The sequence below is a fragment of the Subdoligranulum variabile genome (genome assembly GCF_025152575.1).
Lineage (GTDB): Bacteria > Bacillota > Clostridia > Oscillospirales > Ruminococcaceae > Gemmiger > Gemmiger variabilis.
This window is the reverse complement of record NZ_CP102293.1, coordinates 2,953,505-2,971,768: the sequence shown is the minus strand read 5'-3', so window position 1 is coordinate 2,971,768 and position 18,264 is coordinate 2,953,505. Positions and strand designations below refer to the sequence as shown.

Below are 18,264 nucleotides of genomic sequence, written 5' to 3'. Positions count from 1 at the left end.
CAGCGTCAACCAACGCAAAAATCCCCGCCACCAAAGTGACGGGGATCGTTTTTATGGATTAGTGGTCGTAAGCAGCCTCAGCAGCATCGCGGGCGATTTCCGCCTCTTCGAGCTCCTTCTCGACCTCCGGCAGACCAGTACCAGCGGGAATCAGCTTACCGATGATAACGTTCTCCTTCAGGCCGGCCAGCGGGTCGGTCTTGCCCTTAATGGCGGCTTCCGTCAGGACACGGGTAGTCTCCTGGAAGGAAGCGGCAGACAGGAAGGAGTCCGTCGCCAGGCTGGACTTGGTGATACCCAGCAAGACTTGGCTGGCCTGCACGAGCTTCAGATCGGTCTCGCCTGCATCGATGCGGGCCTGAATCTCCTCGTTCTTGATCATGACATCACGGCGATTGACCGTGCTGCCGACGATAAAGTCGCTGGAGCCAGCATCCTCAATACGGACTTTGCGCATCATCTGACGCACAATGACTTCGATATGCTTATCATTGATATCAACGCCCTGCAGACGGTAAACCTTCTGCACTTCGCTGATCAGGTAGTTCTGGGTGGCGATGGGGCCCTGAATGGCCAGAATATCCTGCGGATAGGCGTGGCCTTCGGTGAGCAGAGCGCCCTTCTGTACCTCGTCGCCCTCCATAACCTTGAGGCGCTGACCGAACGGGATCAGATAGCTCTTGGTAATGGGCGCGCCGTTGTCGTCAAAGCCGTTGATCTCGGCATGTCGACTCTTCTTGGTATCGTCAATGTGGACGGTACCGGCGATCTCGCTCATGATGGCCATTGCCTTGGGACGACGGCTCTCGAACAGTTCCTCAACACGAGGAAGACCCTGGGTAATATCTTCGGCCGATGCAATACCACCGGTATGGAAGGTACGCATGGTCAGCTGGGTACCGGGCTCGCCGATGGATTCAGCAGCGATGATACCGACACTCTCGCCGACCTTGACGCACTCGCCGTTGGACATGTTGGAGCCGTAGCAGCGGGCGCAGACACCCACATGGGCACGGCAGGTCATGACCGAGCGGATTTCCAGCTCGGTGATGCCGGCGTTAGCAATCTTCTCGGCATCGAACATGTCCATCATCTTGTCCTTGCTGACCAGCAGTTCGCCGGTGTTCGGATCATAGACGTCATGCAGCGCGTAACGGCCATTCAAACGTTCCTTGAAGGACTCGACGACCGAATTGCCCTCGCTGATTTCACGGACCCAGATACCCTCGGTAGCGTGGCAGTCTTCCTCGCGGATGATAACTTCCTGAGAGACGTCGACCAGACGGCGGGTCAGGTAACCAGAGTCGGCGGTACGAAGCGCGGTATCGGCCAGGCCTTTACGGGCGCCTCGAGAAGAAATGAAGTATTCCAGGATATTCAGGCCTTCACGGTAGTTGGCGCGAATAGGCATTTCCAGCGTCTTACCGGCTGTATTGGCAAGCAGGCCGCGCATACCGGCCAGCTGCTTGATCTGGTCCATAGAACCACGGGCACCGGAATCGGACATCATATAGATGGGGTTGCGCTGGTGGTTCTGGCGCAGGTTGTTGCCCAGAGCCTCGGAAACCTGCTCGGTGGCCTCCTGCCAGATGGCGACGGTGCTGCGATAACGCTCCTCGTCCGAAATAAGACCGCGGTTGAAGTTCTTCATGACCTTCTCGATCTTCTTGTCGGCAGCCGCCAGGATGGCCGGCTTCTCTTCGGGGATAATCGCGTCCGGCACCGCAACGGTGATGGCAGACAGCGTGGAATACTTGTAGCCCTGTGCCTTGATGGCATCCAGCATAATGGCGCAGGCCTTGGTGCCATGCTTGGTCAGGCAGCGGCTGATGATGTCAGGCAGGCCCTTCTTGGTCAGCTTGTCGGACTTGCCGCCCGAAGCGATCTTCAGGGTGCGGGGATTCATCTCGTAGTCGAACTTGTGCTCCGGATCGGTGCGGTCGACATAGCCCAGATCCTGTGGGATCGGGTTATTGAAGATGATCTGACCCATGGTGGTATCCACCAGAGCGCTCTCCTCCACACCGTCAAAGGTCATGGTGCGGCGCACCTTGATGGGCGCCTGCAGTGTGATCAAGCCTTCGGAGTAGGCCATCATAGCCTCGTCCTCATCGCGGAAGATCTTGCCATGGCCCTTATCGTCGGGGTTGACCAGCGTCAGGTAGTAGCTGCCCAGGATCATATCCTGCGTGGGCACGGTGACGGGTTCGCCGTCAGAGGGCTTCAACAGGTTGCCGGACGCCAGCATCAGCATCTTGGCCTCGCGCTGAGCTTCCTTGGACAGCGGCAGATGGACGGCCATCTGGTCACCGTCGAAGTCGGCGTTGAACGGCGTGCAAACCAGGGGGTGCAGCTTGATGGCGCGGCCTTCCACCAGCACCGGCTCGAACGCCTGGATGCCCAGACGGTGCAGCGTAGGTGCACGGTTCAGGAGGACCGGATGGCCCTTGATGACGGTTTCCAGAGAGTCCCAGACCTCAGGACGGGCACGCTCCACCATCTTGCGGGCGGACTTGATGTTGTTGGCCTTCTCCTTCTCCACCAGGTCCTTCATGACGAAGGGCTTGAAGAGTTCAAGGGCCATCTCCTTCGGCAGACCGCACTGATACATCTTCAATTCGGGGCCGACAACGATAACAGAACGGCCGGAGTAGTCAACACGCTTGCCCAGCAGGTTCTGGCGGAAGCGGCCCTGCTTGCCCTTGAGCATATCAGACAGACTCTTCAGCGCACGGTTGTTGGCGCCGGTGACCGGACGGCCGCGGCGACCGTTATCGATCAGAGCGTCCACCGCCTCCTGCAGCATACGCTTCTCGTTGCGCACGATAATGTCAGGCGCACCCAACTCCAGCAGACGCTTCAGGCGGTTGTTACGGTTGATCACGCGGCGGTACAGATCATTCAGGTCGGAGGTCGCAAAGCGGCCACCATCCAGCTGCAGCAGCGGGCGCAGATCCGGCGGGATCACGGGGATAACCGTCAGGATCATCCACTCGGGGCGCTGATTGCTCTCGATGAAAGCCTCAACAGCTTCCAGACGCTTGAGCAGGCGCACGCGCTTCTGGCCATTGGATTTTTCCAGCTCCTCACGCAGCTCAGCGGAGAGCTTTTCCAGATCGATCTCAGCCAGCAGTTTCTGGATAGCTTCAGCACCCATGCCAGCTTCAAACGTATCTTCGTACTTCTCGCGCATCTCCTTGTACTCGCGCTCGGTCAGCAGCTGCTTTTTCTCCAGCGGCGTGAAACCGGGATCGGTGACAATGTAGTTGGCGAAGTACAGGACTTTGTCCAGCTGACGGGGGCTGATGTCCAGCATCAGGCCAATGCGGCTGGGAATGCCCTTGAAATACCAGATGTGGGACACGGGCGCGGCCAGTTCGATGTGACCCATACGCTCGCGGCGAACCTTGGCGCGGGTGACTTCCACGCCGCACTTGTCGCAGATCTTGCCCTTATAGCGGATGCGCTTGTACTTGCCGCAGTGGCATTCCCAGTCCTTGGTGGGTCCAAAAATGCGCTCGCAGTACAGGCCGTCGCGTTCCGGCTTCAGGGTACGGTAGTTGATGGTTTCGGGTTTGGTGACCTCGCCATAGCTCCAGGCGCGGATCTGGTCCGGGGAGGCAAGGCCAATCTTAATCGAAGCGAATTCTTTATTTTCCATTCAGCGAACCCTCTCAATTCAAGTATGACACACGATACAGCGAAACATTATTCATCGTCGAAGGGATCGTCCATCTCGATCTTGGCCAGGTCATCGGCACTGGGCTCGCTGTCCTCATCCAGATCGTCATCAAAGCCCTCGTCAGCATCCTTCACGCTGTAGTCATCCTGCAGCTCGCTCTCGACCAGGACATTGTTGCCCACTTCGTAATCGCTGCCTTCAAAGCTGCTGTCATCGTCGTCAAATTCCTGACGCATATCCACGGGATTGCCTTCCTTATCCTGCACAACGATATCCAGGCCCAGGCTCTGCAGCTCCTTGAGCATAACGCGGAAACTCTCGGGGATACCGGGACGCGGGATAGGATCGCCCTTGACGATGGCCTCGTAGGTCTTGACACGACCCACAACGTCGTCGGACTTGATGGTCAGGATCTCCTGCAGGGTGTAAGCGGCGCCGTAAGCTTCCAGAGCCCAGACTTCCATCTCGCCGAAGCGCTGGCCGCCGAACTGCGCTTTGCCGCCCAGAGGCTGCTGGGTGACCATGGAGTAGGGGCCGGTGGAACGGGCATGGATCTTATCGTCGACCAGGTGATGCAGCTTGAGGTAGTACATATAGCCGACGGTAACCTTATTGGGGAACTGTTCGCCGGTACGGCCATCGTAGACAGTGGTCTTGCCGTCATCGGTCAGGTCGATCTTGGAGAAGTCGATGATGTGGCCCTTCTCGCCCATCAGGCGGTCCAGCTTGGTGGGATACTCAGGGGCGTTTTCGCCGTGCCACTTGGTGCGGGCTTCTGCGAAGCAATCACGCAGATCGGATTCGTGCGCACCATCGAAGACAGGGGTCTGCACCTTCCAGCCCAGAGCCTTGGCCACATAGCCCAGGTTGACTTCCAGCACCTGACCGATGTTCATACGGGAGGGAACGCCCAGGGGGTTCAGCACGATATCCAGCGGCGTGCCGTCGGGCAGGAAAGGCATATCCTCCTGCGGCAGAATGCGGGAAACAACACCCTTGTTGCCGTGACGGCCGGCCATCTTGTCGCCGACGCTGATCTTACGTTTCTGCGCGATGTAGCAGCGCACGCACATACGGACGCCGGGCTGCAGTTCATCGCTGTTTTCGGGGGTAAAGACCTTAATGTCCACCACGATACCGTAGGCACCATGAGGCACACGCAGCGAGGTATCGCGGACTTCGCGGGCTTTCTCACCGAAGATGGCGCGCAGCAGGCGCTCCTCGGCGGTGAGTTCGGTCTCGCCCTTCGGGGTGACCTTACCAACCAGGATGTCGCCGGTCTTGACCTCAGCGCCAATGCGGATAATGCCGCGATCGTCCAGATCCTTCAGCGCGTCATCGCCGACGTTGGGGATGTCGCGGGTGATTTCTTCAGGTCCCAGCTTGGTGTCACGGGCCTCGGTCTCATACTCTTCAATATGAATGGAGGTATAGACGTCCTCACGCACCAGCTTCTCGTTGAGCAGGACGGCGTCCTCGTAGTTGTAACCTTCCCAGGTCATGAAGCCTACCAGAGCATTTTTGCCCAGGCTGATCTCGCCGTTCTTGGTGGCGGGGCCGTCGGCCAGCACATCGCCGGTCTTGACCGCATCGCCCACCTGGACGATGGGACGCTGGTTGTTGCAGTTGCCCTGGTTGGAGCGCATGAACTTGATCAGTTCATAGGTGTCGGCAGAACCATCGGCGCAGCGGACAACAATCTTCTCGGCATCCACGTACTCCACAGTGCCATCATGGGCGGCCAGGATGCAGACGCCGGAGTCGGTGGCTGCTTTGTATTCCATACCGGTGGCCACAATGGGCTGCTGAGTGACCATCAGAGGCACAGCCTGCCGCTGCATGTTGGAGCCCATCAGTGCACGGTTACAGTCATCGTTCTCGAGGAACGGGATGCAGGCCGTAGCGACGGAAACCATCATTCGCGGAGAAACGTCCATGAAGTCGACCTGACTGGCTTCAAACTCCTGGATGTCGTTGCGGTGACGGCCGGAAACGCGGGGACGGACAAAACGATTGTTCTCGTCCAGAGGTTCATTGGCCTGGGCAACGATATATTCATCTTCCACGTCGGCGGTCATGTAGACCACTTCGTCGGTAACCACGCCGGTGGCCTTGTCCACACGGCGGTAAGGTGCTTCCACAAAGCCGTACTTGTTGATCTTGGCATAGGTAGCCAGGTAAGAGATCAGACCGATGTTGGGGCCTTCAGGGGTCTCAATGGGGCACAGACGGCCGTAATGGGTATAGTGAACGTCGCGGACTTCGAAGCCGGCACGGTCACGGGACAGACCGCCAGGGCCCAGAGCGGACAGACGGCGCTTATGGGTCAATTCGGCCAGCGGGTTGTTCTGGTCCATGAACTGGGACAGCGGGCTGGAACCGATGAATTCTTTGATAGCGGCCACAACCGGGCGGATGTTGACCAGGCTCTGCGGGGTGATCTCGCCGTTTTCCTGGTTCTGCAGGGTCATACGCTCGCGGATGACGCGTTCCATGCGGGAGAAGCCGATGCGGAACTGGTTCTGCAGCAACTCACCCACACTGCGCACACGACGGTTGCCCAGATGGTCGATCTCGTCAGTAACGCCGATGCCGTGGTCCAGACCGATCAGGTAGTTGATGGATGCAAAAATATCGTCCACCGTGACAGTACGGCTGATCAGCACATCATGATTCTGGCGCAGCAATTCCTTCTGCTCTTCGGGATCCGAAGTGGCATCCAGGATCTTACGGATCTCAGCAAAGTTGGCACGCTCGTTGATGCCGCACTCAGCATCCACATCGAAGCTGAAGAAGGGCTGGGCATCCACACAGCCGTTGGAGATGACGATTACCGGGGTGCTCTCCTCGCCCTTGCGCTCCACAAGCACAACCACACGGGTCACACCAGCGGCGTCGATCTCATTGGCCTTGGCGGTGTTGATCTTTTCACCCTTCGCAACCAGCAGTTCGCCGGTCAGGGGTGCAATGATATCCTCGGCAGCCTTGTAACCGGCAATGCGGCGGGCCAGCGCGAGTTTATTATTCATCTTGTAGCGGCCAAAGCGAGCCAGATCGTAGCGGCGCGGGTCAAAGAACAGCGAATTCAGGTGGCTGCGGGAGTTTTCCACCGTCGGGGGCTCGCCGGGGCGCAGCTTGCGGTAAACTTCCAGCAGGCCTTCCTCCGTGGAGTGGGTGATGTCCTTCTCCAGGGAAGCGTTGATCTTGGGCTCCGAGTTGCCGAAGAACTGACGGATCTGCTCATCGGTGCCAAGACCCAGCGCACGGATCAGCGTGGTGACAGGCAGCTTGCGGTTCTTGTCGATACGGACATAGAAAACGTCCTGGGAGTCGGTCTCGTATTCCAGCCAGGCGCCGCGGTTGGGGTTCATGGTTGCGGTGAACAGGTCCTTGCCGGTACGGTCCTTGCTGGAGCCGTAGAACACACCGGGAGAACGGACCAGCTGGCTGACGATGGCACGCTCGGCACCGTTGGAGATGAAAGTACCGGAATCGGTCATGAGCGGGAAGTCGCCCATGAAGATTTCCTGCTCCTTCACCTCACCGGTCTGCTTGTTGAACAGCCGGGCCGTGACATACAGGGGCGCCGCATAGGTGGCGTCCCGCTCCTTACATTCTTTAATGGAGTACTTGGGGTTCTTGTCCAGCCGGTAATCGACGAATTCCAGCACCAGATTTCCGGTGTAGTCCTCGATCGCGGCAATGTCATGGAAGACCTCATGCAGACCTTCCTGAAGGAACCAGTTGTAAGAGTTTTTCTGGATCTCGATGAGATTGGGCATATCAATCACTTCGTTGATACGGGAAAAACTCATGCGGGTCGTTCTGCCGTTTTGTACGGGCTTGACCTTTACCATAAAACGCGACCACTCCTATTCCATAGATTGACAAAGTTGGCGAAAGCCACCCAAAGAGGCCTTTGCGAAAGAAGCCATATTCGGCATTTTCCACAAATTTTGAGGTTTTCGCATTTTTGCAAAATCCCCTTAGGGCGCTCTATTCCATTTTTGTGATACTGATTTAGTATACAGGCTAAAACCCTTATTGTCAAGGCTTTTCGGGGCTTTTTTACAACTTTTGTCTTCGTTATGATACGCCCGGGTGCGTGTAGGTTATTTTCGGCATTTTGACGATTTTGCACCTTGCCCATCGCCTTGACAAATCCGTCCACACTGTTCCAAAGGGCCTTTTTGGGCATTTTTCACAACCTGCCGCTCGTCTTTTTGTGCGAGCACACTCTTGACTTTTGGAAAAGCCCCTGCACAGCCAGAGCCCCGGCCGAAAATCGGCCGGGGCTCTGATCCATACAAAATTAATCCAGGAAATCGCGCAGTTTCTTGCTGCGGCTGGGATGACGCAGCTTGCGAAGTGCCTTGGCTTCGATCTGGCGGATACGTTCACGGGTCACGTTGAACTCCTTACCCACTTCTTCCAGCGTGCGGGGGCGTCCGTCTTCCAGACCAAAACGCAGGCGCAGCACCTTTTCCTCACGCGGAGTCAGCGTCTTGAGCACGTCGGCCAGCTGTTCTTTCAGCAGCGTCTGGCTGGCAGCCTCGGCCGGGACGGGAGCGTCATCGTCGGGAATGAAGTCCCCCAGATGGCTGTCCTCCTCCTCACCGATAGGGGTCTCCAGGCTGACAGGTTCCTGGGCCACCCGCATGATTTCGCGGACTTTGTCCACCGACATATCCAGACGTTCCGCAATCTCCTCGGCACTGGGGTCATGCCCGTACTCATGCAGGAGCTGACTGGAAACCTTCTTGACCTTGTTGATCGTCTCGACCATGTGTACCGGAATGCGGATGGTGCGGGCCTGATCGGCAATGGCACGGGTAATCGCCTGACGGATCCACCAGGTGGCATAGGTGGAGAATTTAAAGCCTTTGGTATGATCGAACTTTTCAACCGCCTTGATCAGGCCCAGGTTACCTTCCTGGATCAGATCAAGGAACTGCATACCACGCCCCACATACCGCTTGGCGATGGAAACAACCAGACGGAGGTTGGCTTCGCTCAGGCGCTGTTTGGCCTTTTCCCCTTCGGGGCCACCGGCCTGAATCTTCAGAGCCAGGTCGATTTCCTCTTCCGGCGTCAGAAGGGGCACACGGCCGATCTCTTTCAGGTATACCTTGACCGGGTCATCAATGGTAATGCCGTCGGTATTCAGGCTTTCCTCAAAGTCGTCCACATTGTCCTCGGTCAGCGCCACATCCGCTGCGTCCGACGCGTCGTCGTCCACCACTTCGATGCCGTTGCTTTCCAGTTCTTCGTAGAGCTTTTCCATCTGCTCCACGTCCAGAACGTGGCCGCTTTCCTCCATCGCATCACCGATCTCGGTGTTGGTCAGTTTGCCGCTGCGACGGCCGTTTTCGATCAAGCTGCGAATGGGATCTTTTTTCTCTGCCATAAGTACGTTTCTCCTTTTGGTTTTCTATTGGTACACTGCGCGTTTCCGCGCGGGGAGATGATTTATCTGCTGCGGAAATTCACCCGTCGGTTTCCGGCGGCGGCTCCTGCACGCCCTTTTCCTTTTTTACATTGGCAAAAAAGTTCAGGAACTGATCATCACTGGTGCCGGCTACCCGCTCACTGATGGGTTTGGCGTTCTGCAAACGCTCCAGGTACATATCGATATCCCGCTGTGCCAGCTTCTGGTCATGGTTCTGTGCCTGCGCCAGCGCCACCTGTTGGAAAGCTTTATCGTCCAGTCTCTGCTGCAGGGAGGTCAGATTAACGGGCTGCTTTTCCTCCGCACAGCGAAAAATTGCTTGCAGTGCCTGCTGCATCTCTGGCAGCAGGATGGTGTCCATATTCAGCCGGGCACGTACATAAGGAACCTCATCAGGGTCCTGGAGCAGCGCCGCCACCAACTGGCGGCTGGCACTGGCAGCCCCCAGTGCCGCATCGCCGCCCTGCGTGTAGGGCACCCGGATATCCGCCGCAATCCCCTTTTGGACCATTTCTTTCTGCTCTTTGCGATGGCTGCGTCGATCAGCCGCCCGCAATGCTCCCTGCATCTGGGAGAGAATGGCCTGTTTGGCTACACCCGTTTCCTCGGCAAGGCGTCCCGCATAGACGTCCCGTGCCGTAGGGGTCACGCCGTGCCCGGTGAGGATATCAATGGCCTCCCGGATGTAGTTGAGCCGGCCGTCGTCACTGCGCAGATCATATTTGGCCTTGGCCTTTTTCAGCTGAAACTCGGTGGGATTGGCCGTGCCGTTGAGCAGCATATCAAACCGTTCCCGCCCATACTTTTTGATGAATTCATCAGGATCCTTGGCGCCCTGATAGCTCAATACACTGACCTTTACAGGACTGTTGGCAAACAGTCCCAGGCTGCGCTCCGTGGCCTTCTGCCCGGCCTCGTCCGAGTCATAGCTCAGGACCACTTCATCGGCATACTCGCTCAGAAGCTTGACCTGTTCCGGCGTCAGAGCCGTACCGCAGGCGCACACCGCCGTATCAAAGCCCGCTTCATGCATGGAGATCACATCCATGTAGCCTTCACAAAGGATGTAACGCTTGCTGGCAGACTTTTTGGCAATATTGAGCGCAAACAGGGTGCGGGATTTATGATAGACCACCGTTTCCGGGCTGTTGATATACTTGGGTTTGGAATCATCCAGAACACGGCCTCCAAACGCGATAATGGAGCCTCGCACGTCAATAATGGGCACCATCACCCGATGACGGAAAATATCATACAGATTGCCCTTGGCGCTTCGCTTGATAAGACCGGAATGCTCCAGTTCATCCTCCCGGAATCCGCGGCGCCGCAGATAATGCAAAAGGCCGCTGAAATCTTCCGGTGCATAGCCCAGTCCAAACCGACGGATGGCCGCATCGGACAGGCCGCGCTTTTCTTTCCAGTACCGCCGCGCCAAAGCCGCTTCCGGCGTTTTGGCGTTAAGCTGCTCATAAAAGTACCGTGCTGCGCAGCGATTGATTTCCAGCAGACGCTGACGGGCACGAGCCTCCTTGTCTTCTTCCTCGGGAAGAGGCATTCCTGCTCGGGACGCCAGCTGTTTGACACTTTCCACATACCCGAGATTATTGTACTTGCGCACAAAGTTTATAACATCGCCCGCCGCGCCGCATCCGAAGCAATAAAAGCTCTGGGTATCAGGATAAACCACGAAGGAAGGCGTTTTTTCGTTGTGGAACGGACACAGACCGCTCAGCGTCCTGCCGCGCCGCCGCAATTGCACATACTGGCCAATGACCTCCTCGATGTCATTGCGGCGCACAACTTCCTGTATGTATTCCTGTGGAATCAATCCGCTCCACCTCCTTTATGGAAAAGCAGCAATCACAAAACCTGCCATTTTTGCGGCACAAACCATTCTACAAACAACCGGGTGGCAAATTCATCACTCATCCCGCTGATGTAGTCGGTAGCGGCCCGGTCCACGCCCTCGTTGTAGGCAATTTGCAGATAAAAGTTCGGCAACAGGTCCGGATCCCCGCACAGCCTCTCATACAGCCCTTCGATCAGCTTGTCCACCTTTTTTTCTTCCCGTTTGGCTTCCCGGTCCACGTAGACCGTAGAATACATGAAATCCTTGAGGACCGCATAGGCCGCCTCCACCTCCGGAGAAAAATTGATACGACCATTCTGGCTGTGCTCCACAAGATCTGTAATCATGGTAGTGATGCGCTGGGATTTGGTATTTCCCAAAACTGCCGTAGCCTCCGGCGGGATCTGACGCGGATCCAGCACCCCGGCCCCCACCGCATCCTCAATGTCATGATTCAGGAAAGCGATATGATCCGCCCTGCGCACCACGCAGCCCTCCGGCGTGCGCGCCCATGTGCCTGTAGTGTGCGTGATGATACCGTTGCGGACCTCCCAGCTCAGATTAAGGCCCTTGCCGTCTTTTTCCAGATAATCCACTACCCGAAGGCTCTGGCGAAAGTGCGTAAACCCACCCGGGCACAGACGATTGAGGGCCCGCTCCCCCGCATGGCCAAACGGCGTATGACCCAGATCATGTCCCAGCGCAATGGCTTCGGTCAGATCCTCGTTCAGGCGCAGCGCCCTCGAAATCGTCCGGGCGATCTGGCTGACCTCCAGTGTATGCGTCAGCCGGGTACGGTAATGATCTCCCTCCGGAGAGAGAAACACCTGTGTTTTCTGCTTGAGGCGACGGAACGCCTTGCAGTGCAGAATCCGGTCCCGGTCCCGCTGAAAACACGGGCGGATCGGATCTTGTTCCTCCGCCCCCCGGCGGCCACGACTGTGCTCACTCAGCGTTGCGTAGCGGCTAAAAGTCTGGCGCTCAATCGCCTCGGTTTCTTCTCGAATCGTCACAGAATCCGCCCCCTTTCGTTGGTCTCTATATATAAGTACGATAAAACCGTGCAAAAGACTTTATTTTTGCCGGAATTTTCAGATTTTTTTCAAAAAGGCGCATAGGATGGTGCCGAAACCATCACCTGTGCCGCCCCACGGGTCAATTCCGACAAAGAGGCGCACAAAGCAGTCTCTTTCCCAGCCGGCATACGCCACAGCAGCGTGACCGCATCGGCAAAAACAGGTTCCTGCAATCTGGCTCCCGAGGCCAAGATTATCCGCTGTACCTGTTCAAACAGTGCATAGGGCACCTGCAGACTGCAATCTACCACCAGGCGCATACTGACCAGTTCCGCCTGCTGAAGCGCACCTGATGCCGCTGCTGTGTAGGCACGCACCAGCCCACCGGTTCCCAGCAGAATGCCGCCAAAATACCGGGTTACCACTACAATCACATCGGATAGTTCCGCATGGCCGATAGCTTCCAGCACCGGTGTTCCCGCAGTTTTGGCGGGTTCTCCGTCATCAGAATAGCGCGTACGGCCGTTTTGCAGTACATACGCATATACATTATGCCGGGCGGTACGGTTGGCAGCACGCACCCCGTTAAGGACCGCCAGCGCCTTTTCTTCGGTGTCCGCGAAAGCAGCCGTTGCAATAAACCGGCTTCTCTTTTCTTCATAAGTGAAAGTTGACACCCCGCGGATGGTCTTGTAATCGGACATGAAAATTCCTCACAGACAGCCAAAAATACCCCAGATGTCGCCATCTGGGGTACAGTGCAAACAAATTTATTTGCCGACGTTGGCATAACGGCGCTTGAAGCGCTCGACACGGCCACCGGTATCGACCAGCTTCTGCTTGCCGGTATAGAACGGATGGCACTTGCTACAAACTTCCACGTGGATCTCCGGTTTGGTGTCACGAGTGTGAATCACGTTGCCGCAGGCACAGGTAATGGTGCAGTCCACATAGTTCGGATGGATGCCCTTCTTCATGGTTATTTCACCTCTTTCTCGATCATGATTACGGGAGCCATACTTGATATATGTGCTCATCACAATCTTCGAATTGCGGCTACCAGCATTCACCATCCTGTGCGAATGGAGCAGCCATCTGAACGATTGCTAAAGTATTTTAGCAGAAAAAGAACCCGTTGTCAAGGATTTCCTCGCAAAGCGGCGAAAATACCCAGATGGCAGCCTTCAAAAAAGAAACGCCTTGCGCAGCGGTAATATCACCTACTGGCAAGGCATTTTTGGAGCGGGATACGAGTCTCGAACTCGCCACCTACTGCTTGGGAAGTCCAGTCTCCTGCACGTTGCAACGCCAAAAAGCGGGTTTATACAGGTCTTATACAGGCTTACGCCAATTTATAGTTGCCATACCGTTCACCAGCAAACTGACGTCAGGATGTGTATAAATGTTGAGCGTCGTGGTAATATCGGCGTGCCCAAGGATCTGCTTCACCACCTCCGGAGCCAGTCCAGAAGCCATCATCTTGGTGGCAGCAGTGTGACGGCAGGTGTGGGGCTTTACGCCCTGGATTTCCAGTTTTTTCATCAGACTGCCGAAGGACTTGCGCACATTGTTGTGGTCTCGCGGGATGCCATACTTGGACGGAATCAGAAAGTCAGTATCGTTCCCATTCAGCCATTCTCGAATGAAAGGTTGTACATCCGTATGCAGAGGAATCACACGGTCACGGCCAGCTTCGGTCTTTTCACCGCCTACCAGGTAACCCGCCTCCAAATGCACGTTTGTCCGGCGGGCTGTGAGCAGTTCGTTCAAGCGCATTCCGGTGTAGATCAGTACCAGTGCAATGCGGGCTGTTTCCCCCAGGCGCTTATCGTCTGCCATAGACCAGATTGCCTCTACCTCTGCTTCGCTCAAGACCCGCGTCTGCGGGGCACTGGCGCTGGGAAGTACTAACCCCTGGGCATAGTTTGTGTTAATAATGTCCTGGCGCATGGCATACTGGCAAAGCTGGCTGAACAGTTGGCGCTGCTTCTCGCACAGGCTGCGGCTCGCTTTATGTGCAGCCATATCGGTAATGATTTCCTGATAGTCTTCAGTTTTCAGATCCATCATGCGGCGCCCCTGCAGCGGCTCCGCCTTGCGGTAGGCGTTCTTGTAGGACTGTTGGGCTGACTTTGTGATCTTAGGAAAATGCAGCACGCTCCATCGGTCGTAAACATCGGCCAGGGTGTACATCTGCCGGTCGGGTGCGATCAGACGGGCATTCACTGCATCCAGCTCCCGCACCGCCTCGCTGGATTCCGCGAAACAGCCGATGTAGGTGCCGTCCGCCGCCCGGGCCACCCAGGGCCGGTCATGGTTGCGAGGGTCTTTCCACACACTCCCCTGCCCACGAGGCCGTCGGCGCTGGCGGCGCTGGGGCGCCGGCGCACCGACCTGACGCTTGCCACAGTAACAGCACAGTCGGGAGTCGTCGGGAATCTCGCGGCGGCAGCGAATACACAACACAAAACCACCTCCAAAGGGTACACTTGTCAAAGCCTGCCCGGAGGTGGTATAATCCGAATTGGACTAGGTCGGGTTATGCCTTCGTGCAAGCTGATCTATTCAAACGCCTCTGGTGTTCCAGCACCGGTGGCGTTTTTTCTTCTTATTATTGGAGAACGAACCCGCTGATGCTACGGCAGATTGCTGCCACGTCCGCATTGCTGGTGAATTCAAACTTCACCTTTCCAAGGCCACTGAACCACAGTTCCAACTCACTGTCCAAATCCAACACACCGGCGGTTTCCACAGAAAAGCACTGGATTTTACTGTACGGAAGCGAGGTAAAGTCCTTCTTCTTTCCGGTGATTCCCTGCACATTGATGGCAAAGATTCGCTTGTTAGTGAAGACGATCCCATCCCGGATGCTCTTGAACGCCTGCAGAATTTCTTCGCCGGGAACAAACATCGGCTCGATCATCCCTGAGAAAGCTTTTGCATCCACTGGTGCCAACTTGATGTAGTTTGCGTTTTTAAAATCAATCATAAGATTTTCCTTTCTCCCTTTGCAGAAATCGAATCATTCTTCTTCACCATCGTCTTCAGAACTGCTCGCCGGGTTTTCTGAGACGTGAGTAATGGACAAGCTCTGCCGATACTGCTCTGCCAGTGCTGTGCGTTTGAATTCAGCTGTGGGTGCCACTTCTTCCACAAGTTTTTCGATATCGTCGAGCGAAACCCGGAAAAACTCTTTGCGGAGATTCACCTTATTAACACGCTGGTCATTGAGCATATGATGTAGTTTTGTTTCCAGCCCTACGGCATCATCCGAGAAAATCAGCGAATGAACATCAAACGGGAACGGGACACTGGCGTTGCCCAATTCGTTGACACGATCCATCGGTTCCAAACGTCGCGTCATACCGATTTTGAAGACATTTTCACCGAAAGAGCCAATATTACTGATAACATACACATTGCCGGCTTTTCCGTTTTGCAACTGAACAATCTTTTCGCGCTGCTCCGATACCGATGCGAGCTGGCGCTGCAATTCTTCAATACGGGCCTGCAGCAGCTTTGTTTTTTCGTCATCCTGAGACTGAGCCATCTGCTCGTTCAACTGACCGATCTGATCCTGGAACTTGCTTTCCTCTTTTTCAATCTGTTTGCGTTGCCGCTCCAGTTCGCGACGTTCCTCGGCTTCCTGCCGCATTTGCTCCCGAATGGCCCGCTGCTCTTCACGGGCTCGTTCCTTCTGGACGTAATATTCATACTCGATTTTGACAGCTTCCTGGAAGTAGTAGTCAATTTCTCCAATGAATTTTTTAACGGTTGGAGCGATATTTTGATTGCCATCGGTGGCAATATCATAATACTTTTGCGTAATGGTTTTAATATCCTGCAAAGCATCTTCCAGCTTGCCGTAACTGATATTGTGCAAAACATTCTGCAGCTCTGCGGAAAGGGCAATAACCATCAACCGGTAAATGGTCATATTGGTCTTTGTGGTATACCGGCTTTTATACTTTTCCAGGGTTTTTTCAATGTTCTTTTCATTTTGGCGGTACCGCTTGCGAAGGTCACGCATATCCAGACACTGCAAGTTCAAGGTGACCGTCGGCTTCAGGAACTCCTCCGCATCTTCAGCCGCTTGCTTTGCCTCATGTCCATCATCAAGGCTATCGAAAGTTTCACAGGCGTGCTGGATTGCCTTGACAAGTTCCCTACTGCGGAGCACCTTTCTCTCGGATGCAGCAACGCTTTTTTCGGCCTTTGCTTTTTGATCCAGTATGTCGTTCAGTTTGGCTGACTGCTCATCAACAACTTTCCGCAGGTCCTCTACCCGGGCTGAGATTTCCTTTTCTTCCTCTTTGGCCTGGGCCGTTCCCTTTTCACGGGCTTCCTGGGCAATACGGTCGTACAACTTCTGATGATCAGAAAGTTCTTCTTTCAGGACCTCAATATCCGCTTTGATTTTAGACTGCTCTTGCTCCATCAACATTGTAGAGTGGCAATTATCACACAAGCCATCCGTCAGTTTCAGGAAAAATCCTTTTCGTCCGCATTTTTTACACTTTGCCAAAATTTACACTCCTATCAAACCGAATCTTCCACAACAACCCTTTACGGATTCTCCTTATAGTAGTAGTACGCACGGCGGACATATTCCTCGGTGGTATTCAGCTGCTCGGCGATTTCCCAGGCGTCATACCCTTTTCCCAGTAACCGGAACAAGGTCCGGCGCGGAATGGCGCGCTTGATATACCAGCGATCGGCGCGCACCTCGTGGCGCTCCATCACATCGTAAGGGGTATTCCGTGTATAGAATCCCCCATACAGGCAATGCCCCAGTTCATGACCGATGCGCACTTCCTCCTCGGTGGCTGTGTGATGGCGGGAATTATCCACCGCAATGTAGCACCGGCCATCAATTTCTGCAGACATACTATCCACCGTGGGAAGCCGGAAGGAAACGATCTCTATCCCATTGTTTTCTGCAATAGCATGGAAATCATTCTTTTTTCCCATGGGCATCGCGCTCCTTTATAAACCGTACAAACTGCTTGACTTCCTCATACTGGGCATCCGATACGGGCCCGCCGCCAAACAGTGCGAACTTGATATCCTCGTCTGTGACCTTGCTCTTGGGGGCAAGGTCTTTTTCTTGTTTAAGCAGATCATCCACAGAAACACCGAAGTAGGCAGCGATCTTTGTCATCGTTTCTCCCGAAGGCGTCGCCCCGGTCTTTTTCCATTTGGTCACCGTGGAATTGCTCAACCCCATCTCTGCTGCCGCACGGCTGCGGCTGATTCCCTTCTGCCGGCATAGTTCTGTGTACACATCATAAAACACAATTCTCAACGCCCCTTTTTGTGCAGAGCGCCAAAACTAACCAAATTCAGATTTTTATGTTGACATTCTAACCATATTCAGATATTATATAGACACAGGTTGACCATGGTTAGAAACAGAATGTCCCCATGCGATCTGCGGCTTTGGACAGATTTTGCGCTGATATTTGTTGGCGCTTTTATCTTATCGCAAAATCTAACCAAAGTCAAGTTTTAGGCTATAAAGGAGGTTAGATTTGTATGCCTGCACAATGGACCGGCGAACTTGTTGGGAAAATGCACAATGCAGGGGTAACGGCCAAGCAGCTTGCTGCCGAGTTGGGAAAAAATCCGAAATACGTTTCGGGTGTTCTCAATGGACACTATTCGCCAAAAAAAGCCGAGCAGGAATTCAACCAAGCGTTTGAAAGGATTTCCTGCGCACTTTCTTCCCAGGATGATTCTACCATATAGCCAGTACCATATTCGGTACGACAAAGGAGGTAAACACAATATTTCCAAATCTACTGATTGAACTCAAGAAAAAGGGACTCTCTCAAAAAAGACTCGCAAAATACCTCGGTATTACGGAATCATCCATTCAAAACAAATTGCACGGAAAAACCCAGTTTTCCCTAAAAGAGATGCGTGCAATTCAAACAGTCTTCAAGGATTACTCCCTTGATTACCTGTTTACAGAATATAACAAAAAAGAATGAGCGGGATGGTCGCACATCGCCGCTCATCTGGTAAGAGCTATTTATTTTTTCTTGCCTTTGCTCTTGGTCTGAGCAAGGGCGCTTGCAGCTACGCTCTTTGATTTTGCGCTGTACTGTTTTCCTCTCAAAATCGAAGACGCTTTGCTTGCGACGGTCTTACTCGTCTGCTTGGTATTTGCCATAGAGTACCTCCTTTCTGTAATAATGTTGCAATTATACCAATATTTTACTATTTTGTCAAACCAGTTTCGACCCAGAAAAGTCTGACAAATGCA

The 18,264-nt window shown here is 54.7% G+C and carries 15 protein-coding genes; 2 read left to right on the top strand and 13 right to left on the bottom strand.

The window, feature by feature from the left end; translation table 11 throughout:
* Positions 1–58 precede the first annotated feature (58 nt).
* The 12 genes from rpoC to NQ490_RS13955 all read right to left on the bottom strand — a co-directional run bounded on the left by rpoC (position 59) and on the right by NQ490_RS13955 (position 17,292).
* Positions 59–3,661, bottom strand: coding sequence for a DNA-directed RNA polymerase subunit beta' (gene rpoC, locus NQ490_RS14010; RefSeq protein WP_007046528.1), 3,603 nt, complete (start codon positions 3,659–3,661; stop codon positions 59–61).
* Positions 3,662–3,708: 47 nt separating this feature from the next.
* Positions 3,709–7,539, bottom strand: a complete 3,831-nt coding sequence (gene rpoB, locus NQ490_RS14005; RefSeq protein WP_007046529.1) for a DNA-directed RNA polymerase subunit beta — start codon at positions 7,537–7,539, stop codon at positions 3,709–3,711.
* A 455-nt stretch (positions 7,540–7,994) separates the two neighbouring features.
* Complete coding sequence (gene rpoD, locus NQ490_RS14000) at positions 7,995–9,089, bottom strand: RNA polymerase sigma factor RpoD (protein ID WP_007046532.1); 1,095 nt, start codon at positions 9,087–9,089, stop codon at positions 7,995–7,997.
* A 79-nt stretch (positions 9,090–9,168) separates the two neighbouring features.
* Positions 9,169–10,959, bottom strand: coding sequence for a DNA primase (dnaG, locus tag NQ490_RS13995; protein ID WP_007046533.1), 1,791 nt, complete (start codon positions 10,957–10,959; stop codon positions 9,169–9,171).
* A 32-nt stretch (positions 10,960–10,991) separates the two neighbouring features.
* Positions 10,992–11,993, bottom strand: coding sequence for a deoxyguanosinetriphosphate triphosphohydrolase (locus NQ490_RS13990; RefSeq protein ID WP_040917608.1), 1,002 nt, complete (start codon positions 11,991–11,993; stop codon positions 10,992–10,994).
* An 89-nt stretch (positions 11,994–12,082) separates the two neighbouring features.
* A complete protein-coding gene (locus NQ490_RS13985) occupies positions 12,083–12,700 on the bottom strand; it encodes an IMPACT family protein (protein WP_007046535.1) in 618 nt (205 codons plus the stop codon).
* Positions 12,701–12,766: 66 nt separating this feature from the next.
* A complete protein-coding gene (gene rpmE, locus NQ490_RS13980) occupies positions 12,767–12,973 on the bottom strand; it encodes a 50S ribosomal protein L31 (RefSeq protein WP_040917610.1) in 207 nt (68 codons plus the stop codon).
* A gap of 355 nt (positions 12,974–13,328) precedes the next feature.
* Positions 13,329–14,462, bottom strand: a complete 1,134-nt coding sequence (locus NQ490_RS13975) for a tyrosine-type recombinase/integrase (RefSeq protein WP_147644661.1) — start codon at positions 14,460–14,462, stop codon at positions 13,329–13,331.
* A 145-nt stretch (positions 14,463–14,607) separates the two neighbouring features.
* The gene (locus NQ490_RS13970; RefSeq protein ID WP_007046538.1) at positions 14,608–14,985 is read right to left on the bottom strand and encodes a PH domain-containing protein; all 378 of its coding nucleotides are present in this window, start codon (positions 14,983–14,985) and stop codon (positions 14,608–14,610) included.
* A 33-nt stretch (positions 14,986–15,018) separates the two neighbouring features.
* A complete protein-coding gene (locus tag NQ490_RS13965) occupies positions 15,019–16,521 on the bottom strand; it encodes a GIY-YIG nuclease family protein (protein ID WP_242654980.1) in 1,503 nt (500 codons plus the stop codon).
* A gap of 41 nt (positions 16,522–16,562) precedes the next feature.
* Entirely contained in the window at positions 16,563–16,967 is a 405-nt protein-coding gene (locus tag NQ490_RS13960; RefSeq protein WP_007046540.1) for an ImmA/IrrE family metallo-endopeptidase, read from the bottom strand.
* A complete protein-coding gene (locus NQ490_RS13955) occupies positions 16,951–17,292 on the bottom strand; it encodes a helix-turn-helix domain-containing protein (protein ID WP_050764683.1) in 342 nt (113 codons plus the stop codon). The genes NQ490_RS13960 and NQ490_RS13955 overlap by 17 nt, the downstream gene beginning before the upstream one ends.
* Positions 17,293–17,531: 239 nt before the next feature.
* Here NQ490_RS13955 and NQ490_RS13950 point away from each other — a divergent pair, with 239 nt between their 5' ends.
* Complete coding sequence (locus tag NQ490_RS13950; protein ID WP_007046542.1) at positions 17,532–17,744, top strand: helix-turn-helix domain-containing protein; 213 nt, start codon at positions 17,532–17,534, stop codon at positions 17,742–17,744.
* Positions 17,741–17,989 carry a helix-turn-helix transcriptional regulator gene (locus tag NQ490_RS15460; protein ID WP_084759109.1) on the top strand — a complete coding sequence of 83 codons (249 nt, stop codon included), beginning with the start codon at positions 17,741–17,743 and terminating at the stop codon, positions 17,987–17,989. The genes NQ490_RS13950 and NQ490_RS15460 overlap by 4 nt, the downstream gene beginning before the upstream one ends.
* 41 nt (positions 17,990–18,030) lie before the next feature.
* Here the strand turns inward: NQ490_RS15460 and NQ490_RS13945 are convergent, their stop codons facing one another.
* Positions 18,031–18,171: a hypothetical protein gene (locus tag NQ490_RS13945; protein WP_187118506.1), complete on the bottom strand. Its 141-nt coding sequence runs from the start codon at positions 18,169–18,171 to the stop codon at positions 18,031–18,033.
* Positions 18,172–18,264: the final 93 nt, after the last annotated feature.